At 67.7% G+C, this 15874-nt stretch carries 15 protein-coding genes; 9 read left to right on the top strand and 6 right to left on the bottom strand.

Annotated features, from left to right (window positions below; all coding sequences use genetic code 11):
- The 3 genes from ACSFCA_RS16200 to ACSFCA_RS16190 all read left to right on the top strand — a co-directional run.
- The coding region (locus ACSFCA_RS16200; RefSeq protein ID WP_435460206.1) for an aldehyde dehydrogenase family protein at positions 1-117 on the top strand (117 nt) is incomplete at its 5' end.
- The gene (locus ACSFCA_RS16195) at positions 111-701 is read left to right on the top strand and encodes a phosphonate degradation HD-domain oxygenase (protein WP_435460191.1); all 591 of its coding nucleotides are present in this window, start codon (positions 111-113) and stop codon (positions 699-701) included. The genes ACSFCA_RS16200 and ACSFCA_RS16195, both read left to right, overlap by 7 nt.
- A 23-nt stretch (positions 702-724) precedes the next feature.
- On the top strand, positions 725-2113 hold the full coding sequence (locus tag ACSFCA_RS16190) for an FAD-dependent oxidoreductase (protein WP_435460190.1): 1389 nt from the start codon (positions 725-727) through the stop codon (positions 2111-2113).
- Between the two features lie 6 nt (positions 2114-2119).
- On the opposite strand, the gene ACSFCA_RS16185 is transcribed toward ACSFCA_RS16190, so the two are convergent.
- Genes ACSFCA_RS16185 through ACSFCA_RS16170 form a run of 4 tightly spaced genes read right to left on the bottom strand, consistent with a single transcriptional unit; the run spans position 2120 to position 5617 of the window.
- Positions 2120-3400 (bottom strand): NAD(P)/FAD-dependent oxidoreductase, encoded by a 1281-nt coding sequence (locus ACSFCA_RS16185; RefSeq protein WP_435460189.1) that lies wholly within the window; start codon positions 3398-3400, stop codon positions 2120-2122.
- Positions 3397-4167, bottom strand: a complete 771-nt coding sequence (locus ACSFCA_RS16180; protein ID WP_435460188.1) for an amino acid ABC transporter ATP-binding protein — start codon at positions 4165-4167, stop codon at positions 3397-3399. Before ACSFCA_RS16180 ends, ACSFCA_RS16185 begins: the two co-directional genes overlap by 4 nt.
- Positions 4164-4835 (bottom strand): ectoine/hydroxyectoine ABC transporter permease subunit EhuD, encoded by a 672-nt coding sequence (gene ehuD / locus ACSFCA_RS16175; RefSeq protein ID WP_435460187.1) that lies wholly within the window; start codon positions 4833-4835, stop codon positions 4164-4166. Before ehuD ends, ACSFCA_RS16180 begins: the two co-directional genes overlap by 4 nt.
- A gap of 14 nt (positions 4836-4849) precedes the next feature.
- A complete protein-coding gene (locus ACSFCA_RS16170) occupies positions 4850-5617 on the bottom strand; it encodes an ABC transporter substrate-binding protein (RefSeq protein ID WP_435460186.1) in 768 nt (255 codons plus the stop codon).
- 201 nt (positions 5618-5818) lie between these two features.
- Between ACSFCA_RS16170 and ACSFCA_RS16165 the strand changes: the two genes are divergently transcribed.
- Entirely contained in the window at positions 5819-6622 is an 804-nt protein-coding gene (locus ACSFCA_RS16165; RefSeq protein ID WP_258353606.1) for an IclR family transcriptional regulator, read from the top strand.
- A gap of 96 nt (positions 6623-6718) precedes the next feature.
- Positions 6719-7780: an adenosine deaminase gene (locus tag ACSFCA_RS16160; RefSeq protein ID WP_435460185.1), complete on the top strand. Its 1062-nt coding sequence runs from the start codon at positions 6719-6721 to the stop codon at positions 7778-7780.
- On the opposite strand, the gene ACSFCA_RS16155 is transcribed toward ACSFCA_RS16160, so the two are convergent.
- On the bottom strand, positions 7741-9042 hold the full coding sequence (locus tag ACSFCA_RS16155; protein ID WP_258353608.1) for an MFS transporter: 1302 nt from the start codon (positions 9040-9042) through the stop codon (positions 7741-7743). The genes ACSFCA_RS16160 and ACSFCA_RS16155 overlap by 40 nt on opposite strands.
- A 97-nt stretch (positions 9043-9139) precedes the next feature.
- Between ACSFCA_RS16155 and ACSFCA_RS16150 the strand changes: the two genes are divergently transcribed.
- The 3 genes from ACSFCA_RS16150 to ACSFCA_RS16140 all read left to right on the top strand — a co-directional run bounded on the left by ACSFCA_RS16150 (position 9140) and on the right by ACSFCA_RS16140 (position 13487).
- Positions 9140-10168 carry a LysR substrate-binding domain-containing protein gene (locus ACSFCA_RS16150; RefSeq protein WP_435460184.1) on the top strand — a complete coding sequence of 343 codons (1029 nt, stop codon included), beginning with the start codon at positions 9140-9142 and terminating at the stop codon, positions 10166-10168.
- Complete coding sequence (locus ACSFCA_RS16145) at positions 10134-10946, top strand: helix-turn-helix domain-containing protein (protein WP_435460183.1); 813 nt, start codon at positions 10134-10136, stop codon at positions 10944-10946. Before ACSFCA_RS16150 ends, ACSFCA_RS16145 begins: the two co-directional genes overlap by 35 nt.
- A 114-nt stretch (positions 10947-11060) precedes the next feature.
- Complete coding sequence (locus ACSFCA_RS16140; protein ID WP_435460182.1) at positions 11061-13487, top strand: penicillin acylase family protein; 2427 nt, start codon at positions 11061-11063, stop codon at positions 13485-13487.
- Positions 13488-13515: 28 nt separating this feature from the next.
- Here the strand turns inward: ACSFCA_RS16140 and ACSFCA_RS16135 are convergent, their stop codons facing one another.
- Positions 13516-14748: an MFS transporter gene (locus ACSFCA_RS16135; RefSeq protein WP_435460181.1), complete on the bottom strand. Its 1233-nt coding sequence runs from the start codon at positions 14746-14748 to the stop codon at positions 13516-13518.
- Positions 14749-14920: 172 nt separating this feature from the next.
- Between ACSFCA_RS16135 and ACSFCA_RS16130 the strand changes: the two genes are divergently transcribed.
- Positions 14921-15868: a GlxA family transcriptional regulator gene (locus tag ACSFCA_RS16130; RefSeq protein WP_258353613.1), complete on the top strand. Its 948-nt coding sequence runs from the start codon at positions 14921-14923 to the stop codon at positions 15866-15868.
- Positions 15869-15874 lie beyond the last annotated feature (6 nt).

Here is a 15874-nt window from a genome sequence, read left to right as displayed (position 1 = left end):
CGCCTGGAGCTCACGCCCTTCGGCGGCATCAAGGACTCGGGCCTGGGGTACAAGGAAGGCGTGCTCGAGGCCATGAAGAGCTTTACCAATACCAAGACTTATTCGTTGCCGTGGTAGTCGCCGCATCGCTCGCTGTGCCGCTGGACGTGGAGGGCATCGTCGCCCTGTTCGAGGCCAGGGGCCACGCGCAGTACGACGGTGAACCCGTCACGCAGCTCCAGCACGCGCTGCAGTCCGCGCACTTGGCCGAGCAGGCCGGTGCATCCAGCGAACTCATCACTGCAAGCCTGCTGCACGACCTGGGGCACCTGCTGCACGACATGGACGGCACGCCCACGCAGCAGGGCCTGGACGACCTGCACCAGTACCGCAGCCGTGCCTTCCTGAAGCACCTGTTCGGCCCGGCCACGCTCGACCCGATCCGGCTGCACGTGGACGCCAAGCGCTTCCTGTGCGCGCGTGAACCGGGATATCTCGAAGCGCTGTCGGCCGATTCGCAGCGCAGCCTGGTGCTGCAGGGCGGTGTGTTCGACGAAGCACAGGCAAGGCAGTTCGAAGCGCTGCCGCATGCGCTCGACGCGGTGCGCCTGCGCCGCTGGGACGACAGCGCCAAGTGCGCCGATGCGAAGACGCCCGACCTGATGCACTACGCGCGGCACATGCTGCTCGCGTCGAGGCAGGCTGCCACGCAGCAGCCATAACCTGAAACCGAGAGCCTTCCGACATGCGCCCCTTCTGGATCGAACAGGCCCTCTTCAATGACGGCGACCTCGCACCTGCACTGCAGGGCGCGCAGCGCGCCGACGTCTGCATCGTTGGTGGCGGCTTCACCGGGCTCTGGACTGCCATCCAGGCGAAGCAGCGCAACCCGGCGCTCGACATTGCCATCGTCGAGAGCGATCTCTGCGGCTCCGGCGCGAGCGGGCGCAACGGCGGTTGTCTGCTGACGTGGTCGACCAAGTTCTTCACGCTGCGCCGGCTGTTCGGCGAAGCCGAGGCCATCCGCCTCGTCAGAGCCTCGGAAGATGCGGTGCAACACATCGCCGACTTCTGCCGCGCGAACGGCATCGACGCCGAACTGCGGCAGGACGGCACGCTCTACACCGCAACCTCGCAGGCCCAGGTCGGCGCACTCGACCCCGTGATGAAGGGGCTGGAGGACTGCGGCATTCATTCCTACCGCACGCTGCCGCCCGAAGAAGTCGCGCGCCGCTCGGGCTCCGCGCGCAACCTGGCGGGCGTGTACTCGCCCATCGCCGCGACCGTGCATCCGGGCAAGCTGGTGCGGGGGCTGAGGCGCGTGGCGCTGCGCATGGGCATCCGCATCTACGAGCGCAGCCCGATGATCGACTTCACGCAAGGCCATCCGGTCACGGTGCGCACGCCGGCCGGCAGCATCGAGGCGCCGAAGCTGGTGCTGGCGATGAACGCGTGGATGGCCAGTGCCTTGCCTCAGTTCGAGCGCACGATCGCCATCGTGTCGAGCGACATGGTCATCACGGAAAAATGCCCCGAGCTGCTGCGCGCGACGGGGTTGGTCGATGGCGTCTCGGTGCTCGATTCGCGCACCTTCGTCTATTACTACCGAACCACCGTGGACGGCCGCCTGATGCTGGGCAAGGGCGGCAACACCTTCACCTGGGGCGGGCGCATCGCGCCGGTGTTCGACCAGCGCTCACCTTACGAGGCCGAGCTCACGCGCGCGCTGCATGGCTTCTTTCCTTCGCTGCGTGACGTGCCAGTGACTGCGAGCTGGAACGGGCCCTCGGACCGCTCCGTGACCGGCTTCCCGTTCTTCGGCAAGCTCAACGGCGCGCCGCACATCTACTACGGCTTCGGCTACTCGGGCAACGGCGTGGGGCCGACCTACATGGGCGGGCAGATCCTCTCTTCGCTGCTGCTGGACGAGGACAACGCCTGGACGCGCAGCCCGCTCATCCAGGGGCCGCTGGGGCAGTTTCCGCCCGAGCCGATCCGCTACATCGGCTCCATCGTCGTGCGCGACGCGATCCGCCGCAAGGAAGCGGCCGAGGACCGCGACAGCCGGCCGTGGATGGTCGACCGGCTGCTGAGCAAGTTCGCCGACGCGGCAGGCAAGTCGGACAAGGGCTGAGCGCGTTCAGGCCAGCCGGTCGAGCAGGCTGTACCAGGCCACGCCGCCGGCCACGTAGAAGCGCTGCAATCCATGCAGCGGGATCGGTGCGATCGGCGTCACCGGGTACGGAAAATCCGCGCCCGCATCGACCAGCCGCGCCGCCACGTGTTTGCCCATGCTGGTGGCCAGCGCGATGCCACGCCCGTTGTAGCCCAGCGCCACCGTCACGCCCGGCGCCGGCGTGTGCACGTGCGGCATGAAGTCGCGCGTGACCGCGATGCGGCCGGCCCAGCGGTACTCGTAGCGCAGCGGCCCCAGTTGGGGAAACAGCAGTTCGAGCGAACGTTCGAGGTGCGCGAAATCCGCGGGCCCGGCCGGGTCGGCGAAGTGGCCGCGCCCGCCCATCAGCAGACGGCCTTGCGCGTCCTTGCGGAAGTAGAGCAGCAGGCGCTGCGAGGTCGATGCGGTTTCGCCGCCCGGCAGGATGGCGTCGGCCGCGGCGCCCTTGAGCGGTTCGGTGGCAACGATGAAGCTGTTGGCGGCCAGCACGGTGCTCGACAGCTTCGGCCACAGCGCGCCGGTGTAGCCGTTGGTGGCAATCAGCACTTGTTCGGCCGTGACGCTCGCGCCTGTCGATGTGCTCGCATGCCAGTGCGTGCCGTGGCGCTCCAGCGCCGTGACTTCGGTGCCGCCGTGCACGGAAGCACCTGCGGCCTGCGCGGCACGCACCAGTCCGCGCGTGTAGGCCAGTGGCTGGATGCTGCCGGCGCGGCCGTCGAGCCAGCCGCCGGCAAAGGCTTCGGTGCCGAGCCGCGCGCTGACAGCGGCGCGGTCGAGTTGCAGCATCGTCACGCCGCGCTTCGCCCACTGCTCGGCGCGCGCATGCAGCGCGGCCACGTCCTTCTGTGCGTAGGCGGCCTGGATCCAGCCTTTGCGCACCGGCTGGCAGTCGATGCGGTGGCGGGCGATCAGGTCGAACACCAGGTCGGCCGAGCGCGAGACCGCATCGATCAAGGGCTCTGCACGCGCTTGGCCATAGAGCTGGACCAGCTCATCGGGGTCGTGCTTGAGCGAAGGATTCACCTGCCCTCCGTTGCGGCCCGACGCGCCCCAGCCGGGTTCGTGCGCCTCAAGCACGCAGGCCTGCACGCCGGCCTCGGCCAGATGCAGCGCAGCCGAGAGGCCGGTGAAGCCGCCGCCGACGATCAGCACGTCGGCCTTGCGCGATTCGGTCAGCGGCGGCGTTGGCGGAGCGGGTGGTGCGGTGTCGGCCCAGAGCGAAGGAGGCAACGCGCGAACGCTCATGCACGCACCTCCGCGGACGCCGCAGACGCTACAGCACCAGACGGATGCAGCACGCGCCGCAAGAAGTCTTGCGTACGCGCCTGGCGCGGCGCGCCCAGCACCCGCGCGGACGGGCCTTCCTCGACGATGCTGCCGCTGTGCAGGAAGCACACGCGGTCGGCCACTTCGCGCGCGAAGCCCATCTCGTGCGTGACCACGATCATCGTCATGCCCTCGTCGGCCAGTGCGCGCATCACGCCGAGCACGTCGCCGACCAGCTCGGGGTCGAGCGCCGAAGTGGGCTCGTCGAACAGCATGGCCTTTGGCTTCATCGCGAGCGCGCGGGCGATTGCCACGCGCTGCTGCTGCCCACCCGAGAGCTGTGCCGGATAGGCTTGCGCCTTCTCGGCCAGCCCCACCTTGGCCAGCAGCGCCAGCGCTTCTTCGCGCGCTTGCGCCGCGTTCTGGCGCAGCACGTAGACCGGGCCTTCCATCACGTTCTCCAGCACGGTGCGGTGCGGAAACAGGTTGAAGCGCTGGAACACCATACCCATGCGACTGCGCAACCGATGGATGTTGGGCGCGTTGCGGTCCACCCGCTCGCCGAAGGCGCGCACTTCGCCGCCTTCGTATGACTCCAGCCCGTTGATGCAGCGAAGCACCGTCGATTTGCCAGAGCCCGAAGGGCCGATCAGGCACACGACCTCGCCCTTGTCCACGTTCAGGCTCACGCCCTGCAGCACGCGATGCGCGCCGAAGCGCTTTTCCAGTCCTTCGACGTGGATCATGGTTGTTTTCTCCCGGCGGCAAAACGCTTCTCGAGCCGGCGCAGGCCGTAGACCAGCGGCAGGCTCATCAACAGGTAGAGCAGGGCGACCAGCGTGTAGACGGTCATGTTCTGGAAGGTCGACGAGGCAATGAGCTGGCCGGCGCGCGTCATCTCGGCCACGGTGATGGTCGAGACCAGCGAGGAGTCCTTCAGCATCATCACCAGCGTGTTGCCGTAGGGCGGCAGCGCGATGCGAAAGGCCTGCGGCAAGATCACGCGCCGCATGATCAGCGCCGAGCGCATGCCCATGGCCTGCGCGGCCTCGCGCTGGCCCGGATCGACCGCCTCGATGCCGGCGCGGAAGTTCTCGGCCTGGTAGGCCGAGTAGGCGATGCCCAGGCCGATCACGCCGGCCTGGAAGGCCGTGAGCTGCACGCCGAACTCCGGCAGCACGAAGTAGATATAGAACAGCTGCACGATGATCGGCAGCCCGCGAATCACGTTGATCGTCACCGTGGCGGCCCAGGAAAGGGCGCGCACGGGCGACAGCTTCATCAGCGCCAGTGCAAGGCCGAGCGCGCTGCTCAGCAGAAAGGCGAGCACCGTGACCTGCACGGTGACCACCGCGCCCTGCAGGAGGATCGGCAGGAAGTCCTGCGCGTTCTGGAGAAAGGTGGGAGCAGCCATGGGTCAGCGCGCTCTCAGATGCCCCACTTCTGCACGATCTTGGCGAGCGTGCCGTCTGCCTTCACGGCGGCAATGGCTTTGTTGATGCGGGCCATCGTCTCGGTGTCGCCCTTGCGCACCACCAGGCACACGTCGCCCACGTTCACGGCCTTGTAGCTGTCGACCAGCTTCACGCCAGGGAAGGTGTTCTGCCGGATCTGGTAGGCCATGATGGGTTGGTCGCCCAGCCCCGCCTTGATGCGCCCGAGCGAGAGGTCGCGCGTCATGTCGGCCACCGAGTCGTAGCTGCGCACTTCCTTGAAGATGCCTTTCTTGTTCAGCATGTCGAGGAACACGGTGCCGACCTGTGCGCCCACCACTTCGCCCTTGAGTTCGTCGAGCGAGACGTACGCGCGGGTGTCGTCGGCCTTGACGATCAGGCCTTCGCCGTACGAATACACCGGGTCGCTGAAGTCGACCACTTCCTGGCGCGCCGCCGTCTTGAGCATGGCCGCCGAGACGATGTCGATCTTGCGGGCCGTGAGCGAGGGAATCAGCGCCGAGAACACCGTCTGCTGCACGTTGACGTTGAAGCCGCCCGCCTTGCCCACGGCGGTGACGGTGTCGACCATCATTCCCTGGATGGTGTTGGTCTTCACGTCGAGGAAGGTGAAGGGCACGCCGGTGGCGGTGGCGCCCACGTTGTAGGTCGGGGTGGCGCCTTGTGCCGCAGCGAGCGAGGCGGTGCCGGCGATGCAAAGACCCAGGGCCAGGCGGTGAAGGCGGCGAACGATGCGATTCATGGAAGCACTCCTCGGAGGAAAAGGACGTTGAAAAGTGGAAGTGAACGGAAAGGGAACGGAAAAGGGTGGTGCACCCTGCGATGCAACATGTATGCCAATAGTCGATTCTTTTGAATCTCTAATCAATAAATAGAAACCACTAGTCGAACCATAAGAATCGATATTCGATATTTCAAGGGACTGTAGATATACTCCACCGCCATGGACGCCACACCCGACACAGCCCCCGAAGACAGCCAGAGCCTGCTTTTCAACCAGTCGCTGGAGAAGGGCCTGGCCGTGCTGCGCGCCTTCAGCGCAAGGCGGCGCACCATGACGCTGGCCGACGTGGCCGAGGCCACCGACATCACCAAGAGCTCGGCCCAGCGCATGGTCTTCACGCTCGAAAAACTGGGCTACGTGCGCAAGCACCCGAAGACGCGGCGCTACCAGCTCACGCCGCGGGTGATGGAGATCGGCTTCAACTACCTGGCGGCCCATTCGCTGATCGACATGGCCAACCCCTTCCTGTCGGAGCTGACCAAGGTGACGACGGAAACCTCCTGCCTCACCGAGCCCGACGGGCTCGACATGGTCTACGTGGCGCGTTTCGTCAGCGCGCAGTTCGTGCCGGTGCACATGCCCATCGGCAGCCGCATTCCCATGTACTGCACGGCTTCGGGGCGCGCCTTTTTGAGTGCGCTGCCCGAGGAAGAGGCACGCGCGCTCATCGAGGCCTCCGACCGCGTGGCCCACACCATGCACACATGCACCGATGTGGACGCGATCCTCGAAACGCTGCGCCAAGCGCGGCTGCAGGGCTTTGCCACCAATGCCGAGGAACTGTTCCTCGGCGACATGACCATCGCGGCGCCCGTGCTGGGCAGCCAGGGACGGCCGGTGGCCTCGGTGCACATCGTGGCGCCGACCAGCCGCTGGACGATCGACGAAGCCGTGCGCAAGCTGGCGCCCACGCTGCTGCTGTGCGCGCGCTCGCTGACCAGTTCGGCGCGCAGCATCGACTGACTGACTGACTGACGCCTATACGGTTTCAGGCATCGCGCCGGCGGTGGCTGGCTTTATGCTGTGCGGGATCACAACGCAGCAGCAGAGTCCCCCACCATGACTGATTTCCGCCCCGCCTACGACAAGAGCTTCGACCGCATCGCAGCCGACCGCCTGCCCGAGTTGCTGCGCGCCATGCCCAAGGCCGAGCTGCACATGCACATCGAGGGCTCGCTCGAACCCGAACTCATCTTCGCGCTCGCGCAGCGCAACGGCGTGTCCATTCCCTATGCCAGCGTCGAAGAGCTGCGCAAGGCGTATGCCTTCACCAACCTGCAGAGCTTTCTCGACATCTACTACGCCGGCGCCAGCGTTCTGCTGAAGGAACAAGATTTCTACGACATGGCCTGGGCCTACCTGGAGCGCGCGGCCGCAGACAACGTGGTGCACACCGAGATGTTCTTCGACCCGCAGACGCACACGGCGCGCGGCGTGTCGATGGAAACGGTAATCAACGGCCTGCACCGCGCCTGCGTCGATGCGCAACCGAAGCTGGGCGTGAGCGCCACGCTCATCCTGTGCTTCCTGCGCCACCTGAGCGAGGAAGAAGCCTTCGAGACGCTGGAGCAGGCGCTGCCATTCCGCGACAAGTTCATCGGCGTGGGGCTCGATTCGAGCGAAGTCGGCCACCCGCCCGAGAAGTTCGCGCGCGTGTTCGCACGCTGCCGCGAGCTGGGCTTTCACCTCGTCGCGCATGCGGGCGAAGAGGGCCCGCCGGCCTATGTGTGGAGCGCGCTCGACGTGCTCAAGGTCGAGCGTGTGGACCACGGCGTGCAAAGCACCAAAGACCCGGCGCTGATGAAGCGCCTCGCGCAAGACCGCATTCCGCTCACCGTGTGCCCGCTGTCGAACCTCAAGCTCTGTGTGTTCCCCGATCTGTCGCAGCACAACCTCGGCGCGCTGCTGGGGGCAGGCCTGGTCGCTACCGTCAACTCGGACGACCCGGCTTACTTCGGCGGCTACATGAACCAGAACTTCACGCAGACCTTCGCGGCCACCAGGCTCAGCGTGCAACAGGCCTGGCAGCTTGCTGCCAATAGCTTCGAAGGCAGCTTCATCGACGCGGCCGCCAAGCGCGCCTACGTCGACCGGCTCAACGCGGCCTTCGCGACTTTCTGATCCGACACGGCGGGCCGCGGCACCAGCAGCGGCATCGCCACCAGCGCGCAGGCGCTGGCCGCCAGCCACACCATCGGCCAGCCCTGCAGCGCCAGCAGGTGCGGAATGGAAAACGGCGTGACGAAGCACACCAGGAACACACTGGTGTTGGCCATGCCCAATGCCGTGCCGGCGCGGGCTGCACCGGCCAGCGTGGCGAGTTCCGTGTAGGCCACGCCGTGCCAGGCCGACACACACACTCCGCTCACACCCAGAAGCACGACCAGCGCAATGCGCAGCGCCAATGAATCGGCGGCATGCGTTCCCGAGACCATCACCAGCACCGCGAGGCCGGCGAACAGCAGCACGCTGAGCGCGCTGCAGGCACGCAGGTAGGCCGGCCGGTTGCGCTTGCGGTCGGTCCAGCGGCCGCTCCACACGCGCATGACCATCGCACCGACCTGCGTGAACACCATCGTCGCGGTGATCGTCGCGAAGCCTGCGTGGCCGAAGTCGTGCAGGAACACGGTGCCGAAAGACAGCACCGCGAATTGCGGCGCGCAGAGGATGCCGATGCCGGCCACGATGCGCCACACGCGCACGTCGCGCAGCGGGCCGCTCTTCGGTGCGGCCGTTGTTTCCACGGCCTTGCTGCCGCGCGGCGCAATGGGTGGCTCGTGCACCCACGCCCAGCTCATCGCCGCGCTCAGCGCGCACAACAGCGCGAGCAGGCCGTAAAGCGCCGCAAAGCCGAAGTGCAGCGCCACGAAAGGCAGCACCAGCGCGCCGATGCCGCCGCCCAGCGGCACGGCCGTCTGCCGGATGCTCATCGCGAGGCCGCGCTCGCTGGCGTCGAACCACGTCATCACCGCGCGGCCACTGGCGCCGTTGACGCTGCCGCCAAGCAGACCGACCAGCAGCAGCCCGGCACCGAGCCAGCCCAGGCCGGGAATGTGCCCTGCCGCCGGTGCGGCCCACAGTGCCATCACCACCAGCGCGATGGCCGTACTGCCCAGGCCCATCAGCAGCACCGGCCGGTCGCCCCAGCGGTCGGTCAGCAGGCCCCAGGGCAGCTCGCTCACAGCAATGCCCAGCCCCATGAGGCCGAGCACCAGCCCGAGCGTGGCGTTGTCGAGCTGGTAGCCGGTGCGCATGAGCACGGCGGTCATCGGGATGCCACTGAAGGCCACGGAGAACGCCGCGTTGGCGGCCACGCCCGCAGTCAGCACCTTCCAGCGGTGGCGCGGCGAGAACGAAGAGGAGGAAGAAGGGGATTGCGTCATGTTGCGGCGCAGTGTCCGCCGCCGCCAAGGTTTTGAAAATCAGAAAATAATGCGCCAATCGTCCTGAAAAACAGGATGGTCAAAAAGGAGCCCCGACATGAGCCAGGTGATGTTCGATCTCGACGTGCTGCGCACCTTTTCCACCGGCATCGCGCTCGGCAGCTATGCCCGCGCGGCCGACAAGCTGGGCCGCTCGACTTCAGCAGTGAGCGCGCAGTTGAAGAAGCTGGAATCGCAGGCCGGCACTGTGCTGTTCCGCAAGGCCGGCCGGGGGCTGGAGCTGACCGACGCCGGCGAGACGCTGCTGGCCTACGCCCATCGCATGCTCGAACTGAATGAGGAAGCCGGCGCCGCCATGCGCGGTGCCGACCTGCAAGGCTGGGTACGCCTCGGCCTGCAGGAAGACTTCGGCGAGACGTTGCTGCCGGCCGTTCTCGGCCGTTTTGCACGCGCGCATCCCAAGGTGCGTATCGAAGCCTGCGTGGCGCGCAGCGGCGAGCTGCGGGAGCGGCTCGAACTTGGGCAGCTTGACCTTGCACTGGCATGGGACGCGGGCGACCAGCCTCTGTCGCCGTACGCAGAGCGCGTGGCGCGATTGCCTCTGCTGTGGATTGGCCCCAAGGCCCCCTACCGTGTCGAGGCCGACTGGTGGACGCAGCGCGAACACCGCGGTACCGGCACGCGCCAGGCCAAGAGCAAGGAGCCGTTGCCGCTCATCATGCTCGACGCCCCGTGCCCGCTGCGCGAGATCGTCATCACTGCGCTCGACCGTGCTGGCGTGCCATGGCGCCGCGCCTTTGGCAGTGCCAGCCTTGCGGCGCTGTGGGCTGCAGCCTCGGCCGGCCTGGGCCTCACGGTGCGCACGCCTTTCGGGCTGCCTTCGCATGTGCGCGTCATCGATCGCACGATGCTGTCCCTGCCGGCGCTGCCGCAGATATCGCTCGTGCTCTATCGCGCGCAGGCTCACTCCGAGGCCCCGGCGAGCCGGCTGGCCATGCTGCTGCTGGAGGCGGTGCGCCAGCATGTGCAGCCCATGGCCGTTCCGATGCAGGAGAATCCGCCGCTGGAGACAAAAACAAAAGTGGCACGGCATGGCAACGCAAAACTTCCTGCACCTGTGGGATGACCGGTTCCTCTACATCACGCCGGCGATCCAGTCGGGCCTGACGGCCCGCTCGTCGGCCACGCTGCTGGCGTCGGTCAGCGGGCATCCCTTTGCGCTGGAGGCGGTCGACGGCACGCGCGTGCACTGCACCGCGGCGCTGGTCGCTCCGCACGTGTCGCGCCGGCTTGACGTCGATGGCTGCGGGCTGCTGTCGCTCAATCTCGATCCTGCGTCTAGTGCCTACCGCATGCTCGCAAAGCGCATGGGCGGCCACGGCATCCTGCCGATCGATGCGCGCCGCTTCGGCCGGCTGCGCGACGAGTTCGATCCGGCGCAGCACGGCACGCTTTGCAGTCGCGGGCTGCGGGCGCTGAGCGTGAAGCTGGTCGAGGCCATCAACGAGTTTCCCGAGATCGAAGCGGCCGTCGACCCGCGCATCGAACGCGTGCTGCAGGCCATCCGCGCGCATGCGGGGCAGATTCCGCTGCGCGACTTGTCGGCCGTGGCCTGCCTCTCGCCCGACCGGCTCACGCACCTGTTCGCCCGGCAGGTGGGCGTGTCGGTCAAACGCTATGCGCTGTGGACCAAGGTGCGCCGCACGGTGCAGCAGTTCACCGCGCGGCGCCCGCTCACCGACGTAGCTCTGGTCAGCGGCTTTACCGATGCGGCGCACATGAGCCGCACCTTCCAGCGCTACTTCGGCCTGTCGCCGTCCTTCCTGGCGAACCAGGTGCGCGTGACTGCCGACGACGGCGCCTCGCACGCCTGGGGCCATCAGCAGGGGCTGGCGTCAATGTAAAGAAGGGCACGCGGGCGAGGCGTTCGCGTCGCCCGTCTTAAGATTGGCGCCGAACGCGCCACGCACGCTCGACGCCCACGCAGCTGCGTTCCTCATACACAACAGGAACACCGCATGCGCTCGAAATTCACGCGCGGCCTCGGGCCGCTTTTTCTCGTGCCGGTTGCCATGGCCCTCGTGGCATGTACCGGCATTGCCGACCGCTCAACGCCGCCGCACGGCAGCTACAAGGCCGAGATCCGCCGCACCGCCATGGGCGTGCCGCACATCAAGGCGGACGACTGGGCCGGTGCCGGCTATGGCTACGGCTACGCGCAGGCGCAGGACGATCTCTGCACCATGGCCGACAGCTTTCTCACCTACCGCGGCGAGCGTTCGCAGTTCTTCGGCGCCGAAGCGCTGCTGACGGCCAAGAGCACCATCGGCCAGCCGAAGAACATCGATTCCGACTTCTTCCACAGACACGTGATTTCAGCCGACGTGGTCGACGCCATGGCCCGCGCGCAGCCGGCCAGCATCCGCGGCATGGTCGAAGGCTTTGCCGCTGGCTACAACCGCTACGTGCGCGAGCTGAAGGCCGATGCAGGCAACGCGCATGCGGCCTGCCGCAACGAGGCCTGGGTGCGGCAGGTGAGCCCCGACGACATCTACCGCCGCATGTACGCCACCAACCTGGCGGCGGGCTACAGCAACTTCCTCTCGAACATTGCCAACGCGGTGCCGCCTGCCGCCAAGGTGTCGTTGCGCAAAGAGCATGATGCGCAGCCGCTGGCGCTGCAGGTCGGCGGCGAGGCGGGCGTGGGCAGCAACATGATCGGCTTCGGCACAGCGAGCACAGGCGACGCGAGCCCGCTGCTGTTCGGCAACCCGCACTGGTACTGGCGCGGACCCGACCGCTTCTATCAGGCGCAGCTCACCATTCCGGGGCAGCTCGACGTGAGCGGCACGTCTTTCCTCGGCGTGCCGGTGCTCCTCATCGGGTTCAACGACAACATCGCATGGAGCCACACGGTATCGGCGGCGCGGCGCTTTGGTCTCTTTCAATTGCAGCTCGCTCCGGGTGACGCCACGAGCTACCTGCGTGACGGCCGCGTGGTGAAGATGCAGGCGCGCATCGTCACCGTGAACGTGAAGCAGGCCTCGGGCAAGGTCGAGCCGGTGACGCGCACGCTCTACGCCTCGGAGTACGGCCCGCTGGTGAACCTGGGCGCGATCAACCCGGCGCTGGCCTGGAGCCAGAGCACGGCCTTCGCCATCCGCGACATCAACGCCGACAACTACCGCACCTTCCGCACCTGGCTGCGCTGGGGGCAGGCGAGGTCGCTCGACGATCTCATCGCCATTCAGCGAGAAGAGGCCGCCATTCCCTGGGTCAATACCGTAGCCGTGGGTCGCGGCAGCGCCAAGGCCTGGTATGCGGACATCGGCGCGGTGCCCAACGTGTCGCCCGAGCAGATGGCGAACTGCACCACGCCCGCCGGCAAGGCGATGGCGGCCACGCTGCCGCGCGTGCCGGTGTTCGACGGCTCGCGCAGCGCCTGCGACTGGCAGAGCGATGCCGACTCGGTGCAGAAGGGGGCAGTCGGCCCTTCGCGCATGCCGAGCCTGCTGCGCGACGACTACGTCGCCAACATGAACGACAGCTACTGGCTCGCCAATCCGAAAGCGCCGCTCACGGGCTACCCGGCCATATTCGGCCCGACGGGCAGCAACGCGCAGACCTTCCGCACGCGGCTCGGCCACCTCATTGCGCAGGGCGCTGGTAGCGGCGCGACGGTCGATGCCGTCGAGCGCGTGACGCTCGGCAGCCGCGCCTACACCGCAGAGCTGTTCAAGGCCCGCGCGCTGGAGCTGGTGTGCGACGTGCCCCGCATTGCCGTGACGGGCGATGCGCAGACCGGCGAGGCGTTCTCGCCGCCGCGCAGCGTCGACACCGGCCCCGCCTGCGCGGTGCTGAAGGCGTGGAACAACACCGGCCTGGCCTCGGCGCGCGGCGCCCACGTGTGGGACGAGTTCTGGGCGCGTGCCTCGCGGCTGCCCGCGGACAGGCTCTATGAAGTGCCTTTCAGCGCGAACGATCCGATCAACACGCCGAGCGGCCTCAAGACTTCCGCCGCCGAGGACCTGCGGCAGGCCTTCGGTGCGGCAGTGCTGCGTGTGCAGGCCAGCGGCTATGCACTCGACGCGCTGCGCGGCGACACGCTGTTCGTGACGCGCAACGGCCAGAAGATTCCGCTGTCGGGCGGCTGCGACGGCCAAGGCTACTTCACGATCCTTTGCTCGGAGAACCGGCTCGACAAGGGCGGCTACACGATGGACGCCAACCCCAACGGCAACAGCTACATGCAGATCGTGCGTTTCCCCGCAGGAGGCGTCGAGGCTCACACCTTCCTCACCTTCTCGCTGTCGGACGACCCGGCGTCGCCGCACAACGCCGACTACACACGCGCCTACAGCGCCGGGCAGTGGCTGCGCCTGCCGTTCTCGGAAGCGGAGATCAAGGCCGACGCCGCCTACAGCAGCGTGACCATCCGCGAGTAAGGAAGGAGGAGGGCGCAGCGGTGCTTCTTCAGCGCCGCTTCGCCAACCAGTTCCACCCGGCGCCCGCGGCCATCAGCACGCAGGTGCCGAGGAACACGGCGCGCATGCCGATGTGCCCGCCCACGAAGCCGCCGAGCAGCGGCCCCGCGACCTGGCCCGTGTATTGCGCCGAGGTCGAGTAGCCGAGCATGTTGCCCGCCACGCGCTCGGGCGCGTTGTGGCGGATCACGCTCGCGATGCAGGGCAGCAGCCCGCCGAGCGACAGCCCCATCAGAAAGCGGAGCACCACCAGCTGCCAGCCCGAGCTGACGAAGGCCTGCGGCACCAGCAGCAGCGCCGACACCGCAAGGCAGCCGACGATCACGTTCCAGTGCCCCACGCGGTCGGCCAGCTTGCCCAGCCACGAGGCCGAGAGAATGCTGCCCAGCGCCGCCGCCGACATCACCAGGCCGGCCATCATCGTCACGCGGTTCGGGTCATCGACCAGCGTGGCAACGTAGACGGTGATGATCGGCTCGATCGACATGTTCGCGAGCATCAGCAGCATGCCGGTGAAGAGCATCGCGACCAGCGGGCGCTTGTCGGGCACGGCGGCCCAGCCGGTGTCGTCGGAGGCGCCGCGCTGCTTCGATGCGGAAGGCGCCTTCTTCTCTTCACGGATGAGGAAGGCCGTCGCGAGAAAAGCCACGAAGATCATCGCGCCCGCCGCGAAGAAGGTGTTGCGAATGCCGACGAGCGGCGGCAGCACGCCACCCACCAGCGGCCCCACGAGATTGCCGGCCATGATGGCCGACGACATCGTGCCCAGCGCCCAGCCGGTGCGGTCCTTGGGTGTCTGCGTGGCTACCAGCACCATCGAGCCCGAGGCATAGCCGCCGAGCAGCCCCGCCAGCAGCCGCAGGCCGACGAGCTGCCACACGTTGCCGGCAAGACCGATCAGCGCCATCGCCACAGCCATGCCGAGGCTCGCGCGAATCAGCATCGGCTTGCGCCCATAGCGGTCGGCCAGCCGGCCCCACAGCGGCGCGACCAGCGCGGCGCTGAAGAAGGTGGCACCGTATGCCGCCCCTGACCATTGCACGATGGCCGCATGGTCCTTCACGCCCAACTGCTCGACGTACAGCGGCAGGAAGGGCAGCAGCAGCGTCATCGCGATGATGGTGGTGAAGGAGCCGAACATGCAGACAGCGAGGTTGCGCTGCCAGTGGATGTGGGCGCCCGACTCGGCTGGCGGGGTGGTTGTTGTCGTCGATTGCGTCATGTGGAGCGCCCATTGTGGGACGGCGCGTCCGGGTTGGCGCTTGCCGATTGGCGGCGGCACCCATCGCCGCGTGGGAAGGCCATGCTGCGTATCCCTCACGCCAACGCGGTCGGCGCAGGTCGTCTAGCCTCGCGTCCGTCATTCAGTGCAAACCTCTTTTCAGGACATGGCCATGAAACGCATCGGCGTGCTCGTCTTCCCCGGCTTCCAGATCCTCGACCTGGCCGCGATCGCGGCGTTCGAGCTCGCCAACATCCATGCCGGCAAGGTGGTCTACAAGGTCGAGCTGCTGTCGGAAGAGGGCGGCCTCGTGGCCAGCTCGTCGGGCGTGACCGCCGACAGCAAGCGCTTCGGCACGGCGAAGTTCGACACGCTGGTGATGAGCGGCGCGCTCTTCATCGCGCCCACGTCCGAGAAGATGCGCCGCTTTCTGCGTGCAGGGCTGCGCAATGCGCGTCGCGTGGCCAGCATCTGCACCGGCGCCTTCGGGCTGGCCGATGCGGGCCTGCTCGACGGACGCCGGGCGACCACGCACTGGTCCTTTGCGGGAGAGCTGCAGAAGCGCCATCCCTCCGTCAAGGTGCAGCCCGATCGCATCTTCATCAACGACGGGCCGGTGTGGACCTCGGCCGGCATGACGGCCGGCATCGACCTCGTGCTGGCGCTGGTGGAGGAAGACCTCGGCGTGGAGGCTGCCCGGTTCGCGGCGAGGAAGCTGGTCGTGTACCACCGCCGCGCGGGTGGGCAATCGCAGTACTCCGCGCTGCTCGAGCTGGAACCCAAGTCCGACCGCATCCAGAAGGCGCTGGTGCATGCGCGCGCCAACCTGCGCGAGACGCTGTCGGTGGAGGAACTGGCCGAGGTCGCGCACCTCAGCCCGCGTCAGTTCAGCCGCGCCTTCAAGGCCGAGACCGGGCAGTCGCCGGCGCATGCGGTCGAGAACCTGCGCGTGGAGGCGGCGCGTGCGCTGATCGACGAGGGCAGCCTTGCGCTCGGCGTGGTCGCGCGCGAAACGGGCTTCGGCGATCCCGAGCGCATGCGCCGGGCCTTCCTGCGCACGCTGGGGCAACCGCCGCAGAGCGTGCGCCGCGTGGCCCGGCGGGAGGCTGCGACGGCCTGAAACGCC

This window comes from Variovorax multivorans (assembly GCF_051216835.1).
Classification (GTDB): Bacteria; Pseudomonadota; Gammaproteobacteria; order Burkholderiales; family Burkholderiaceae_C; genus Variovorax.
This window is presented reverse-complemented; position numbering and strand designations above follow the sequence as displayed.

Excerpts from the sequence above, each read along its gene's own strand:
- ACSFCA_RS16190 (WP_435460190.1), top strand. The coding sequence starts at position 725 with ATGCGCCCCTTCTGGATCGAACAGGCCCTCTTCAATGACGGCGACCTC.
- ACSFCA_RS16185 (WP_435460189.1), bottom strand. The coding sequence starts at position 3,400 with ATGAGCGTTCGCGCGTTGCCTCCTTCGCTCTGGGCCGACACCGCACCA.
- ACSFCA_RS16180 (WP_435460188.1), bottom strand. The coding sequence starts at position 4,167 with ATGATCCACGTCGAAGGACTGGAAAAGCGCTTCGGCGCGCATCGCGTG.
- ehuD (WP_435460187.1), bottom strand. The coding sequence starts at position 4,835 with ATGGCTGCTCCCACCTTTCTCCAGAACGCGCAGGACTTCCTGCCGATC.
- ACSFCA_RS16170 (WP_435460186.1), bottom strand. The coding sequence starts at position 5,617 with ATGAATCGCATCGTTCGCCGCCTTCACCGCCTGGCCCTGGGTCTTTGC.
- ACSFCA_RS16165 (WP_258353606.1), top strand. The coding sequence starts at position 5,819 with ATGGACGCCACACCCGACACAGCCCCCGAAGACAGCCAGAGCCTGCTT.
- ACSFCA_RS16160 (WP_435460185.1), top strand. The coding sequence starts at position 6,719 with ATGACTGATTTCCGCCCCGCCTACGACAAGAGCTTCGACCGCATCGCA.
- ACSFCA_RS16155 (WP_258353608.1), bottom strand. The coding sequence starts at position 9,042 with ATGACGCAATCCCCTTCTTCCTCCTCTTCGTTCTCGCCGCGCCACCGC.
- ACSFCA_RS16150 (WP_435460184.1), top strand. The coding sequence starts at position 9,140 with ATGAGCCAGGTGATGTTCGATCTCGACGTGCTGCGCACCTTTTCCACC.
- ACSFCA_RS16145 (WP_435460183.1), top strand. The coding sequence starts at position 10,134 with ATGGCAACGCAAAACTTCCTGCACCTGTGGGATGACCGGTTCCTCTAC.
- ACSFCA_RS16140 (WP_435460182.1), top strand. The coding sequence starts at position 11,061 with ATGCGCTCGAAATTCACGCGCGGCCTCGGGCCGCTTTTTCTCGTGCCG.
- ACSFCA_RS16135 (WP_435460181.1), bottom strand. The coding sequence starts at position 14,748 with ATGACGCAATCGACGACAACAACCACCCCGCCAGCCGAGTCGGGCGCC.
- ACSFCA_RS16130 (WP_258353613.1), top strand. The coding sequence starts at position 14,921 with ATGAAACGCATCGGCGTGCTCGTCTTCCCCGGCTTCCAGATCCTCGAC.